The organism is Streptococcus sp. 9.1(2021) (assembly GCF_030466425.1).
In the GTDB taxonomy this organism is placed as follows: domain Bacteria; phylum Bacillota; class Bacilli; order Lactobacillales; family Streptococcaceae; genus Streptococcus; species Streptococcus wuxiensis.
Genome location: NZ_JAGQFU010000001.1, coordinates 675,182 through 689,000, shown reverse-complemented (window position 1 = coordinate 689,000; position 13,819 = coordinate 675,182). Strand labels below are relative to the sequence as shown.

13 protein-coding genes are annotated in these 13,819 nt (G+C 39.6%); 12 read left to right on the top strand and 1 reads right to left on the bottom strand.

Annotated elements, in window-relative coordinates:
- Positions 1 to 5 precede the first annotated feature (5 nt).
- Positions 6 to 473 carry an NUDIX hydrolase gene (locus tag KBU52_RS03360; RefSeq protein ID WP_254724317.1) on the top strand — a complete coding sequence of 156 codons (468 nt, stop codon included), beginning with the start codon at positions 6 to 8 and terminating at the stop codon, positions 471 to 473.
- A 118-nt stretch (positions 474 to 591) separates the two neighbouring features.
- A complete protein-coding gene (locus KBU52_RS03355; RefSeq protein ID WP_225750466.1) occupies positions 592 to 1,407 on the top strand; it encodes an ABC transporter substrate-binding protein in 816 nt (271 codons plus the stop codon).
- Between the two features lie 118 nt (positions 1,408 to 1,525).
- Here the strand turns inward: KBU52_RS03355 and KBU52_RS03350 are convergent, their stop codons facing one another.
- Positions 1,526 to 2,854 (bottom strand): PLP-dependent aminotransferase family protein, encoded by a 1,329-nt coding sequence (locus KBU52_RS03350; RefSeq protein WP_254724316.1) that lies wholly within the window; start codon positions 2,852 to 2,854, stop codon positions 1,526 to 1,528.
- A gap of 132 nt (positions 2,855 to 2,986) precedes the next feature.
- Here KBU52_RS03350 and budA point away from each other — a divergent pair, with 132 nt between their 5' ends.
- From budA to alaS, 10 genes are all read left to right on the top strand, one after another.
- Complete coding sequence (gene budA / locus KBU52_RS03345) at positions 2,987 to 3,715, top strand: acetolactate decarboxylase (protein WP_254724315.1); 729 nt, start codon at positions 2,987 to 2,989, stop codon at positions 3,713 to 3,715.
- A 12-nt stretch (positions 3,716 to 3,727) separates the two neighbouring features.
- Entirely contained in the window at positions 3,728 to 4,477 is a 750-nt protein-coding gene (locus tag KBU52_RS03340) for a YhfC family intramembrane metalloprotease (protein WP_254724314.1), read from the top strand.
- 119 nt (positions 4,478 to 4,596) lie between these two features.
- Positions 4,597 to 5,502 (top strand): UDP-N-acetylmuramate dehydrogenase, encoded by a 906-nt coding sequence (gene murB, locus KBU52_RS03335; protein WP_254724313.1) that lies wholly within the window; start codon positions 4,597 to 4,599, stop codon positions 5,500 to 5,502.
- Between the two features lie 134 nt (positions 5,503 to 5,636).
- Positions 5,637 to 6,794 carry an ABC transporter ATP-binding protein gene (locus tag KBU52_RS03330; RefSeq protein ID WP_254724312.1) on the top strand — a complete coding sequence of 386 codons (1,158 nt, stop codon included), beginning with the start codon at positions 5,637 to 5,639 and terminating at the stop codon, positions 6,792 to 6,794.
- Entirely contained in the window at positions 6,775 to 7,581 is an 807-nt protein-coding gene (locus tag KBU52_RS03325) for an ABC transporter permease (protein ID WP_000754116.1), read from the top strand. Before KBU52_RS03330 ends, KBU52_RS03325 begins: the two co-directional genes overlap by 20 nt.
- Positions 7,578 to 8,351: an ABC transporter permease gene (locus tag KBU52_RS03320; RefSeq protein ID WP_254724311.1), complete on the top strand. Its 774-nt coding sequence runs from the start codon at positions 7,578 to 7,580 to the stop codon at positions 8,349 to 8,351. The genes KBU52_RS03325 and KBU52_RS03320 overlap by 4 nt, the downstream gene beginning before the upstream one ends.
- A complete protein-coding gene (locus KBU52_RS03315; protein ID WP_254724310.1) occupies positions 8,348 to 9,418 on the top strand; it encodes an ABC transporter substrate-binding protein in 1,071 nt (356 codons plus the stop codon). Before KBU52_RS03320 ends, KBU52_RS03315 begins: the two co-directional genes overlap by 4 nt.
- 204 nt (positions 9,419 to 9,622) lie before the next feature.
- Complete coding sequence (locus tag KBU52_RS03310; protein WP_254724309.1) at positions 9,623 to 10,372, top strand: MBL fold metallo-hydrolase; 750 nt, start codon at positions 9,623 to 9,625, stop codon at positions 10,370 to 10,372.
- A 274-nt stretch (positions 10,373 to 10,646) separates the two neighbouring features.
- Positions 10,647 to 11,132 (top strand): LURP-one-related/scramblase family protein, encoded by a 486-nt coding sequence (locus KBU52_RS03305; protein ID WP_254724308.1) that lies wholly within the window; start codon positions 10,647 to 10,649, stop codon positions 11,130 to 11,132.
- A 16-nt stretch (positions 11,133 to 11,148) separates the two neighbouring features.
- Entirely contained in the window at positions 11,149 to 13,767 is a 2,619-nt protein-coding gene (alaS, locus tag KBU52_RS03300; protein ID WP_254724307.1) for an alanine--tRNA ligase, read from the top strand.
- Positions 13,768 to 13,819: the final 52 nt, after the last annotated feature.

Here is a 13,819-nt window from a genome sequence, read left to right as displayed (position 1 = left end):
GAATAATGAACTATATACAGAGTATAAGAAAAAAAGTTGGAAAAGATAAAATTATTCTAAATTTTACTTGTGGAATTTTAAGTCAATCAGGAAAAATATTATTACAAAAACGAGCAGACAAAGGAACTTGGGGGTTACCAGGTGGTGCTATTGAATTAGGTGAATCGGCTGTAGAAGCATTAGTGAGAGAGTTTTATGAAGAAACTGGAGTGAAAGTAATAGTGAAAAAACTCTTAAATGTTTATACAAAATATTCAGATAGTTATCCAAATGGTGATGAGGCACAAGTTATTACAATGTTGTATTTAGTTACATCTGAAACTTCGATCTCTACAAATGTTTTTACGAGTGATGAAACTTTAGAATTAGGGTTGTTTGATCACAGGGACATGCAAAATATCACAATTGTAAACCAGCAACATCAAGATATGATAAATGATTTTTTTGAAAATTGTTTCCCAATAGATAGATAAACCAATCATTGAATTTGTATTTTTTATAAATTTATTCTATGGAAAACGCAAGAAAATGTTGACAATTATTTTTAATTAAGTTATAATTATACAAAATTGATAGAGAGGTTGTTTATTTATGAAGTTTAAAAAATGGATATTTGTCTTATGTAGTTTTCTTGCAAGTTTCTTTTTAGTTGCTTGCCAATCATCTAGCTCAAGTTCACAGTCTGCAGTAGAGGCAATCAAACAAAAAGGTAAATTAGTTGTCGCAACTAGCCCAGACTATGCACCATTTGAATTTCAAGCACTTGTGGATGGCAAGAACCAAGTCGTAGGTGCTGATATTGATATGGCACAAGCTATCGCTGATGAACTTGGAGTGAAATTGGAAGTTTCCAGCATGAGTTTTGATAATGTCTTGACCAGTCTTCAAACAGGGAAAGCAGATTTGGCCATTGCGGGAATTAGTGCAACTGAAGAAAGAAAAGAAGTCTTTGATTTCTCAATTCCTTACTATGAGAACAAGATTAGCTTCCTAATCAGAAAAACTGATCTTGAAAAATACAAAGATTTAGATTCTCTAGCAAGTGCAAATATTGCAGCTCAAAAAGGAACTGTTCCTGAATCTATGGTCAAAGAGCAACTTCCTAAAGCGCAGTTGACTTCATTGACAAATATGGGTGAAGCTGTTAATGAACTTCAATCAGGTAAGGTTGATGCTGTTCATATGGACGAGCCAGTAGCCCTCAGCTATGCAACAAAAAATGCTGACTTGGCTGTCGCAACAGTAAGCTTAACTATGAAAGAAGGCGAAGAAAATGCAGTTGCTATCAAGAAAGGCAACTCAGATTTGAAGGAAGTAGTTGATAAGGTTATTCAAAAACTGAAAGATGACGGTACTTATCAAACATATCTTGAAAAAGCTGCCAAGCTAACAGAAGTAGAGCAATAAAAAATAACAGAGGCTGGGACAAAAGTCCTAGCCTCTCAATTGTCATTGGATTATCAAGCAAGACGCAGTGGTTGAGTGGGCTCTACTACGCTGATTTCATCAGCTTTTACAGCCTTACTCAACTGTGCGGAGGTGGGACGATGAAATCGAATTCTAACGAATTACCGATTTCTGTCCCACTCTCTGTTTTTAAGTAATTTAATGTTGTTTCAAGATTTTCTAAAGGAACCTTAGCAAATTGATAGGGGCAAGTCTCAATGTAGGACGATTCGAAAAAGTCTAGATTTAAAGAGCTGTGTTTGAGGCTTGCAATCTTAGGATAGTTTCTGAGATCAAGCAAAAGTCCATCATGGAGAGGATAGTTTGGCAGGGAAAGGGGATAAGATTTTAATAGCTTATGAATGAAGCCTTGACTTTTCTCTTGCAGTGCCAATCTTGCTACTCTATTTTTTTCAAAGAGTTGACTATCAATGTAGAGTGATAAAGCCTTTTGCATAATAAGGTTGTTATCATAGTCCAGAATGTTTTTGTAGGCCACAAAAAGACCTTTAATAGGATTTGGAAGTATGAGAGCAGTAATTCGAAGTGCAGGGAAAATACTTGTTGAAAAAGACTTGATGTAGATGACCAAATCATTTTGGTCCAAATAATGAAAGGTTTGTCCCATTTTAGGATCTAGGTCTCCCAGATAATCATCTTCAACGATATAAATTTGATATTTGGCTGCTAGATCAAGGATAGCACGTTTCTCCTCTTCAGAATATGAATGACCCAGAGGATAGTGGAATCGAGGAATGGTGTAGAAAAATTTAATGTTACCACTTTGAAAATGTTTCTCAAGTTCTTTCAGGTCAATGCCATCCACGCGACGTTCAATGGTTCGATAGGGGATATTTTGAGCCAGCAGAAGTTGGTTCATTCGGTGATAGGTTGGTTGTTCGACCAGTATTTCTTGGCCCTTACCTGGAAAGTCAATTTGAGAAAGAATAAACAGTGCTTGCTGGGTTCCAGTTGTCATGACTAATTGATCGGGTTTACTATAGATAGCTTGGTCAAACAGTAGTTTATGAACAGACTTTCGTAATTCTTCTAAACCCTCTTGGTGTTCATAGTAGTTGTAGAGATAATTTTCTCGACCGATCAAGCTTTCATTGACACAAAGACGAAAATCATCATAGGCAGCAGCATGTTCGTCATTGACCGAGATAACGAGGTCTTCGTGGCTAGCTTGTTGTTCTAAAACATAATAGCCACTTTGAGGTTTGGAGTAAATGTATTTCTCGTATCGGAGCTCTAAGAGTGCGCGCTGTATGGTGTCTTTGCTACAGTGAAAATCTTGACTGAGTTTTCGGATAGAAGGTAGACGACTTCCTGTTTGAAGTTTTCCTGATTCAATCTCTTCTTTTAGATAGTGAACAACTTGTTCGTACTTACTTTCTTGCTTCATTCCAGACCTTTCTTGATTTTGTTACATTGTACCTTTTTTTTAAACGTTTGGCAATGTTAAAAGGTGGTCTAGCATTCAATTCTAAGAAGAAATGTGATATACTTAGTAAGTAAATTTTCAAAGAAGAGTGAGATGATAAAGGTGCAAGAACCAGTTAAATTATTCCAATATAATACTTTGGGAGCTTTGATGGCAGGACTTTACGGCGGGACCATGACAGTTGGTGAGTTACTTGAACATGGAGATTTAGGGCTAGGAACCTTGGACTCTATTGATGGGGAGTTAATTGTCTTAGATGGTAAAGCCTATCAAGCTAAAGGTTCAGGTGAGAAACCTGAAATCGTTGAAGTTTCACCAGATGCACTGATTCCTTATGCGGCAGTTGTACCCCACCAGGCAGAAGTTATTTTCCGCCAGCGTTTTGAAATGACTGATCAGGAACTAGAAAAACGTATTGAGTCCTACTATGATGGAGAAAATCTTTTCCGTTCGATTAAGATTCATGGTGATTTTAAACACATGCATGTTCGCATGATTCCAAAATCGACAAGCGAAACAAAATTTGCTGAGGTTGCGACTCATCAGCCTGAATATAGTTGCGAAGATGTCTCTGGGACTATCGTTGGATTCTGGACACCTGAAATTTTCCATGGTGTCAGTGTCGCAGGCTATCATTTGCACTTTATTTCAGATGACCTAACCTTTGGTGGTCACGTTATGGACTTTGTCATCAAGGAAGGAATCGTAGAGGTTGGAGCTGTCGATCAGTTGGATCAACGTTTCCCTGTCCAGGATCGTCAGTACCTCTTTGCTAAGTTCAATGTTGATGAGATGAAAAAAGATATCGATCAGGCTGAATAAAAGGAGAAAAGTATGAAAATTCATGTAATAATCACAATGATAGCTTTATTTGTAATTCTCATAGCTGCCATTTGGTTCTCAAAAAAGAAGTACAAGATTAACCTTTCAGTTTTAGGACTTGGGGCAGTTGCATTTTTTGTCTCATCTCAAGTACTGGAGAAAATTGTTCACCTTATAGTTCTTCATCCACAAAAGGATGGGACAGTTCCACTCATGACGGAAAATCCCCTTCTCTATGTGATTTACGGGATCTTTATGGCTGCTTTATTTGAAGAAACAGCTCGGCTTGTCTTCTTTAAATGGTTGGAGAAGAAGAGAGCTTTGGAAGATTCAGATGCCCTCGCCTATGGACTTGGTCATGGTGGCTTGGAATTGCTCTACCTCGGAATGGGAAGCTTGATTAGTCTTTTGATCCTCTTTTCCTTATTAGAGTCTTCAAATCCAGATTTGGCAAATCTCCTTCCCAAAAATACACTTGAAACAGTACAATCTCTATCTGGATGGCAGGTTTATTTACTTGGTGTTGAGCGTGTGCTTGCTCTTGTTATGCAAATCGGTCTCTCTTTCTGGGTTTATCAAGCAGTCCGTCAAAAGAATTGGATTTATCTAGTAACTGCTTATGGTTTACATGCCTTCTTTGATCTGGCTCCGAGTCTATCTCAGGTTGGTTGGATTTCAAATCCGCTTCTTGTTGAAGGATTGTTAGCAGTGGAAGTTGTTCTATTTGTATACTTTACAAAAACTATCTTATATAAAAAATAATCATGCAAAAGAGGTCTGACCTCTTTTTTACTTGTGTGAATAAAAAAAGCTTTTCAAATCGTCGAAAAAAATCGCTAAAAATGGTATAATGGAATGAATTTTATAAAAGGATAAGAAAGATGACTGTATTAGAAAAATTAAAAGAAACATTAGAAGGAATTGATATTCGATTCGATGAGCCATTGAAAACTTATACCTATACCAAAGTCGGAGGGAAGGCAGATTACTTAGCTTTTCCTCGCAATCATTATGAGATGGCCCGTGTGGTTAAGTTCGCTAATCAAGAAAATATCCCATGGATGGTTCTTGGAAATGCCAGTAATATTATCGTCCGAGAAGGCGGAATTCGTGGCTTTGTCATTATGTGTGACAAGCTCAACAATGTTTCAGTCGATGGTTACACCATTGAAGCAGAAGCGGGAGCTAACTTGATTGAGACCACTCGTATCGCTCTACGCCATAGTTTGACAGGATTTGAGTTTGCCTGTGGCATTCCCGGAAGCGTCGGTGGAGCTGTCTTTATGAATGCTGGTGCTTATGGAGGTGAGATTGCTCATATTTTGCAGTCTTGCAAAGTATTGACCAAGGATGGGGAAATCGAGACTTTATCAGCCAAGGACTTGGCCTTTGGTTACCGTCATTCAGCTATTCAAGATTCTGGAGCAGTAGTCTTATCAGCTAAATTTGCACTATCTCCAGGGAATTATGAGATTATTAATCAAGAAATGGGCCGCTTGACCCACCTTCGTGAACTCAAACAACCTTTGGAATATCCATCATGTGGTTCTGTCTTTAAACGTCCGGTTGGGCATTTTGCAGGACAATTGATTTCAGAAGCTGGTTTGAAGGGCTACCGTATCGGTGGTGTCGAAGTCTCAGAAAAACATGCAGGCTTTATGATTAATGTAGCCGATGGGACTGCTCGAGATTATGAAGACTTAATTGAGTCTGTCATTGAAAAAGTTAAAGAACATTCAGGTGTTACCTTAGAGCGAGAAGTTCGTATCTTGGGTGAACACGAATAACATTATTATTACACATTATACAAAGATTGGGATTCTTTCGCTAGATATGGTTTGGGTCAATTCCTTACAGTTATTGCTAGCATTTAACAAGGTCCCAATCTGTTAATTTACGAAGAAAAAGGAATTTAGAGGAATTGAAAAAACCAATTATCGAATTCAGAAACGTTTCTAAAGTTTTTGAAGATAGTGACACTAAGGTTCTCAAGGATATTAACTTTGAGTTGGAAGAAGGAAAATTTTATACACTGCTAGGAGCTTCTGGTTCAGGAAAATCAACCATTCTCAATATTATCGCCGGTTTGCTGGATGCAACGACGGGTGATATTTTACTGGACGGCGTAAGAATCAATGATATCCCTACCAATAAGCGCGATGTTCACACAGTCTTCCAATCTTACGCCTTGTTCCCGCACATGAATGTCTTTGAAAATGTTGCCTTTCCATTGCGATTACGCAAGGTCGATAAAAAAGAAATCGAACAACGTGTCTTAGAAGTTCTCAAGATGGTACAGCTTGAAGGCTATGAAAAACGTTCTATCCGTAGGTTATCTGGAGGCCAACGTCAGCGTGTAGCTATTGCGCGTGCGATTATCAACCAGCCTCGTGTGGTGCTCTTGGATGAACCCTTGTCAGCCCTTGACTTGAAGTTGCGGACAGACATGCAGTACGAACTGCGTGAGCTGCAACAACGCTTGGGTATCACCTTTGTCTTTGTTACTCACGATCAGGAAGAAGCCTTGGCCATGAGTGACTGGATTTTTGTCATGAATGACGGGGAAATCGTTCAGTCAGGAACACCAGTTGACATCTACGACGAGCCAATCAATCACTTTGTTGCAACCTTCATCGGTGAATCAAATATCTTGCCAGGGACCATGATTGAGGACTACTTGGTCGAGTTCAACGGCAAACGCTTTGAAGCGGTCGATGGTGGGATGAAGCCAAATGAACCGGTCGAAGTCGTCATTCGTCCAGAGGACTTGCGCATTACTCTTCCAGAAGAAGGAAAACTTCAAGTGAAGGTCGATACGCAGCTCTTCCGTGGGGTTCACTATGAGATTATCGCCTATGACGAACTTGGTAATGAATGGATGATCCACTCGACTCGTAAGGCCATCGTTGGTGAGGAAATCGGTCTGGACTTTGAACCAGAAGACATCCACATCATGCGTCTCAATGAAACAGAAGAAGAGTTCGATGCTCGTATCGAAGAGTACGTAGAAATCGAAGAGCATGAAGCAGGTTTGATTAACGCTATTGAGGAGGAAAGAGATGAAGAAAACAACCTCTAAACTCTTTGTCGTGCCCTACATGCTTTGGATTGCCCTCTTTGTATTGGCACCCTTGGTCTTGATTTTTGGACAATCATTTTTCAACATCGAAGGTCAGTTTAGTTTAGAAAACTATAAATCCTATTTTGCGTCGCAAAACTTAACCTATCTCAAAATGAGCTTCAACTCAGTTCTCTATGCAGGGATTGTAACTCTAGTGACGCTTCTTATCAGTTATCCAACAGCCCTCTTTTTGACTCGTCTCAAACACCGTCAACTATGGCTTATGCTAATCATTTTGCCAACCTGGATCAATCTTCTCCTTAAGGCTTATGCCTTTATCGGGATTTTTGGTCAAAATGGCTCTATTAATCAATTTCTAGAATTTATCGGAATTGGTTCTCAGCAGTTGCTATTTACAGATTTCTCATTTATCTTTGTTGCAAGCTACATCGAGCTTCCATTTATGATTTTGCCAATCTTCAATGTCTTGGATGATATGGATAACAATCTCATCAATGCCAGCTATGACCTTGGTGCAACCAAGTGGGAAACCTTCCGTCATGTCATTTTCCCTCTATCTATGAACGGGGTGCGAAGCGGAGTCCAATCTGTCTTTATCCCAAGTTTGAGTCTTTTCATGTTGACCCGTTTGATTGGGGGGAACCGAGTGATTACTTTGGGGACTGCCATCGAGCAGAACTTCTTGACCAATGACAACTATGGTATGGGTTCAACAATCGGTGTTGTTCTTATCCTGACTATGTTTATCACTATGTGGGTGACTAAGGAAAGGAGAGAACGATGAAAAAATTATCAAATCTTTACCTAGCCTTTGTCTTTATTGTCCTTTATTTGCCAATCTTTTACCTGATCGGATATGCCTTCAATGCCGGGGATGATATGAATAGCTTTACAGGCTTTAGTTTGTCTCACTTTGAAACCATGTTTGGAGATGGAAGACTCATGCTCATCTTGGTTCAGACCTTTTTACTAGCCTTTCTATCAGGCTTGATAGCAACAGTGATTGGGACTTTTGGGGCTATCTATATTTACCAATCACGCAAAAAATACCAAGAAACCTTTCTATCTCTCAATAACATTTTGATGGTTGCGCCAGACGTTATGATTGGTGCTAGCTTCTTGATTCTCTTTACCCAACTCAAGTTTTCGCTTGGTTTTCTGACAGTCTTGTCCAGTCACGTGGCTTTCTCTATTCCAATTGTAGTGCTCATGGTCTTGCCTCGATTGAAAGAGATGAATGGAGATATGATTCATGCGGCCTATGACCTTGGAGCTAGCCAGTTCCAGATGTTTAAGGAAATTATGCTCCCTTACCTAACGCCTTCTATCATCGCAGGCTACTTTATGGCTTTCACCTATTCACTAGATGACTTTGCCGTGACCTTCTTTGTAACGGGTAATGGATTTTCAACCCTCTCAGTTGAGATCTACTCTCGAGCTCGTAAGGGAATTTCGCTAGAAATCAATGCTCTTTCAGCCTTGGTCTTTCTCTTTAGTATTATCCTGGTTGTAGGGTATTACTTCATTTCACGTGAGAAGGAGGAACAAGCATGAAACGACTCTATTCATTTTTAGCAGGAATTTTAGCGATTATCCTTGTCTTGTGGGGAATTTCCTATCATCTTGATAGAAAAATCAATAGTCGGGATAGTCAAAAACTGGTTATCTACAACTGGGGAGACTATATAGATCCTGAACTTCTGGAGAAATTTACAGAAGAAACAGGAATCCAAGTCCAGTACGAAACCTTTGACTCTAACGAAGCCATGTACACGAAAATCAAGCAGGGTGGAACAACCTATGATATTGCTATCCCAAGTGAGTACATGATTAATAAGATGAAGGATGAAGATCTTCTAGTTCCACTGGATTATAGTAAGATTGAGGGAATTGAGAATATCGGTCCAGAGTTTCTCAACCAGTCTTTTGACCCAAACAACCAGTACTCAATCCCATATTTCTGGGGAACTTTGGGAATTGTCTACAATGAAACCATGGTGGAAGAAGCGCCTGAACATTGGGATGACCTCTGGAAACCAGAATACAAGGATTCGATCATGCTCTTTGATGGGGCGCGTGAGGTTCTTGGTTTAGGTCTTAACTCACTAGGCTATAGCCTTAACTCAAAAAATCCAGAGCAACTGTCACAAACGGTTGATAAACTGTATGAGTTGACTCCTAATATCAAGGCTATTGTAGCCGATGAGATGAAGGGTTACATGATTCAGAATAATGCTGCTATCGGTGTGACTTTCTCAGGGGAAGCTAGCCAGATGTTGGAAAAGAATCCTAACCTCAAATATGTCGTTCCAACTGAAGCAAGTAACCTCTGGTTTGATAATATGGTTATTCCCAAGACTGTTAAGAACCAGGATGCAGCTTATGCCTTTATCAACTTCATGTTGAAACCCGAAAATGCTCTCAAGAATGCTGAGTATGTCGGCTACTCAACACCAAACAATACAGCTAGGGAAATGCTCCCAGAGGAGACAAAAGAGGATAAGTCCTTCTATCCAGATGCAGATACTATGAAACACCTAGAAGTTTATGAGAAATTTGACCATAAATGGACAGGTATCTATAGTGACCTCTTCCTACAATTTAAGATGTATCGGAAGTAGCGGTTTTCCAACTGTCGTAAAAAATTTCAATTAAAGTAGAACAAAACCTAGCTATGAGTAACTAGTAAAGTTTCTATAGCTAGGTTTTATTATTGTTACAAGTGTTAAGTAGTAATAATTTGTGAATCGTGTTATAATTTTCTAATCATAAGGAATCTATCTTTTCATAGAAAAAGTGATTAGGGTAGTATTTGTAGGAGTATTATGTCTATTTCGTTTACTTATTGTGGAGTTGCATGTGGAGTCATTTCTGTAGATGACAAATTTTATATAGGAATTGACCCTGACTTATCCCCTAAAGGTACTTTAGTTCAATTTAATGGTTTTGTATCTAAAAAACAAACTGATGTCAATAACGACAAGAAGTTACTTGATAATGTTAATATTTGGTTAATAACTCATGGTCACCAAGACCATTTAGATGAAGTTGGCAAAGGATACCTGAAGGATAAAACTGTAATTACTCCCAACAGAAAAATCACAAAAGATTTGTCATGTTTAAAAAGTATAGTTTTAAATTGGGGAGAAGAGCAGTTGTTTTCAGTTGATGAATATCAAATTGCCATTAAAGCTGTACCGTCTTATCATGCGAGTAATTATATAATGCAAAAAATAGTTGGAAAGGTTAATGGATATCAAATAACAATCACAAATCCTTTGCAAACTAAAATAATCTACTTTACAGGTGACACGATTTTATATCCAAGGGTAACAGATTTTGTTCCCCAAAAAAGTGATGCTATTTTTGCAAATCTTGGAGCCGTTAAATCTGATTCATTTGGTGGTCCATTCACAATGAATTTAAAGATGTTACAGCAATTAGAAACTATACTCCAGCCCCAAAATATCTATCCAATTCATATTGATGATTATAGTCATTACCAGACGACAAAAACAGAAGTTGAAGCTTCCAATTATACAGTCCTATCTGTAGGAGAGACGATTACTATATAAGCTTCAGAATCTATTACTTGGTGTAGTACCGATAAAATTATAAAACTTGACTAATTTCTATCAAAACGGTATAATACTAGAGTTGAGAATTGATTTTCTCTCCATCTTAGTTCAGAGAATTGGCGGTGCTGCGAGCCATCTAAGATAGAAAATCATGCTACTCAATCTAACAATTGCATAAGAACGAAAGAATGACAAGTTCATTGAATGAAGGTGGTACCGCGGTTTTTCGCCCTTCGTGATATGGATTTGTCTTTTATTTTTGGAGGTGTTTATGAGAACATTTCTTGTCAAACAAAAATTTCGCCTAGGTGGTGAACGCTTTGATATCAAGGATGAGTTGGGCAATGTTGCCTATCAGGTTGAAGGTTCATTTTTAAAGATTCCGAAGACCTTTACCATCTATGATATTGCTGGTGAACAGGTCAGTGAGATTAGTAAGGAAGTCTTAACTTTTCTACCTCGTTTTGAAATTCAACTGAGTAACGGCAATCATTTTTATATTCGGAAGAAGTTGACTTTCTGGAAGGATAATTATGAGTTTGACAATCTCGGCCTTCGCATCGAAGGAAATGTCTGGGATTTGAATTTTAAATTGCTGGATGATCGTGACCAAGTGATTGCTGAGATTACCAAGGAACTTTTCCATTTAACCTCTACCTATACTGTAACAGTCTATGACGAATCTTATGCAGACCTAGTCATTTCCCTCTGTGTCTCTATCGACTATGTAGAAATGCTAGAAAGCCAATCAAATTAGTAAAAAGGAGATACATATGAAACAATTATCTAGTGCACAAGTCCGCCAAATGTGGCTTGATTTCTGGGCTACAAAAGGCCACTCAGTAGAACCATCCGTTAGCTTGGTTCCAGTAAACGACCCAACACTTTTGTGGATCAATTCAGGGGTTGCAACCCTTAAGAAATACTTTGATGGGACTATTATCCCTGAAAATCCACGTATTACCAATGCCCAAAAAGCCATCCGTACTAACGACATCGAAAACGTAGGGAAGACTGCCCGTCACCATACTATGTTTGAAATGTTGGGGAACTTCTCAATCGGGGATTACTTCCGTGACGAAGCAATTACATGGGCATATGAGCTTTTGACAAGTCCTGAGTGGTTTGACTTCCCTAAAGACAAACTTTACATGACTTATTATCCAGCTGACAAGGATTCATACAACCGCTGGATTGAAGTGGGAGTAGATCCAAGTCATTTGATCCCAATCGAAGACAACTTCTGGGAAATCGGTGCGGGACCTTCTGGACCTGATACAGAAATCTTCTTTGACCGTGGAGAAGCCTTTGACCCAGAAAACATCGGTCTCCGTCTGCTTGCAGAAGATATCGAAAATGACCGTTACATCGAAATCTGGAACATTGTCTTGTCACAATTTAACGCTGACCCAGCAGTTCCTCGTAGCGAATACAAGGAATTGCCACACAAGAACATTGATACGGGCGCTGGTTTGGAGCGTTTGGTAGCCGTTATCCAAGGTGCTAAGACCAACTTTGAAACTGACCTCTTCATGCCAATCATCCGTGAAGTGGAGAAATTGTCTGGTAAGGTCTATGACCAAGATGGCGACAACATGAGCTTTAAGGTCATCGCTGACCACATCCGTTCTCTTTCATTTGCGATTGGGGATGGTGCTCTTCCTGGAAATGAAGGTCGTGGTTATGTCCTCCGTCGTTTGCTCCGTCGTGCCTCTATGCATGGTCAAAAATTGGGCATCAACGAGCCTTTCCTTTACAAACTCGTTCCAACTGTTGGAAAAATCATGGAAAGTTACTACCCAGAAGTGCTTGAAAAACGTGACTTTATCGAGAAAATCGTCAAGAGCGAAGAAGAGTCATTTGCTCGTACCCTTCACTCAGGTCAGCATTTTGCAGAAACAATCGTAGCAGACTTGAAAGAAAAAGGCCAAACAGTTATCGCTGGACAAGATGTCTTCAAACTCTATGATACATACGGATTCCCAGTAGAGTTGACAGAAGAAATCGCTGAAGAAGCAGGAATGACTGTAGACCGTGAAGGCTTTGAAGCAGCCATGAAAGAGCAACAAGAACGTGCGCGTGCATCAGCTGTTAAAGGCGGATCCATGGGGATGCAAAATGAAACCCTTCAAAACATCACTGTAGAGAGTGTCTTCAACTACAATGCCAGCCAATTACCTTCAAAATTAGTGGCTATCGTAGCGGACAATGCGGAAGTAGAAGCTGTTTCAGAAGGAACTGCATCACTGATCTTTGCAGAAACTCCATTTTACGCTGAAATGGGGGGACAAGTAGCTGACCATGGTCAAATCTTGGATGCTGCAGGAAATGTCGTAGCGACTGTGACAGACGTTCAAAAAGCACCAAACGGACAAGCATTGCATACCGTTGAAGTTCTTGCTCCTCTTGCTTTAAACCAAGAATACACTTTGGCTATCGATAGCAATCGTCGTCATCGTGTCATGAAGAACCACACAGCCACTCACTTGCTCCATGCAGCTCTTCATAATATCCTTGGCCACCATGCTACTCAAGCAGGATCTCTGAATGAAGTAGAATTCCTTCGCTTTGACTTCACTCACTTCCAAGCTGTCACTCCTGAAGAATTACGCGCTATTGAGCAACAAGTCAATGAGAAGATCTGGGAAGCCATCGCAGTGGAAACTGTTGAGACAGACATTGACACAGCCAAAGAAATGGGAGCTATGGCCCTCTTTGGTGAGAAATACGGTAAAGAAGTCCGTGTTGTGACCATTGGTGACTACTCAGTTGAACTTTGTGGTGGTACTCACGTAGGTAACACTTCTGAAATTGGTCTCTTCAAGATTGTTAAGGAAGAAGGAATCGGATCAGGAACTCGTCGTATCTTGGCAGTGACTGGTAAGGAAGCCTTCGAAGCTTATCGTGAACAAGAAGATGCACTGAAAGCAGTCGCAGCAACCTTGAAAGCACCTCAACTCAAAGAAGTACCTCATAAGGTTGAAGGACTTCAAGAACAACTCCGTCAATTACAAAAAGAAAATGCAGAATTGAAGGAAAAAGCGGCAGCAGCAGCGGCAGGTGATGTCTTCAAAGACGTTAAGGAAGCAAATGGCCACCGTTACATTGCGAGTCAAGTTTCTGTTTCAGATGCAGGTGCTCTTCGTACCTTTGCAGATAACTGGAAGCAAAAAGACTACTCAGACGTCCTTGTTCTTGTCGCAGCCATCGGTGACAAGGTCAACCTTCTTGTAGCTAGCAAGACAAAAGACATCCACGCAGGTAACTTGGTTAAAGAATTAGCTCCAATCGTTGATGGACGTGGTGGTGGTAAACCAGACATGGCCATGGCAGGAGGAAGCAACCAAGCGAAAATCCAAGAATTATTGGATGCAGTAGCAGGTAAACTATAAACAGAAAATCTACCAATTTTGGTAGATTTTTTATTTATTAGAGGTTATTAGA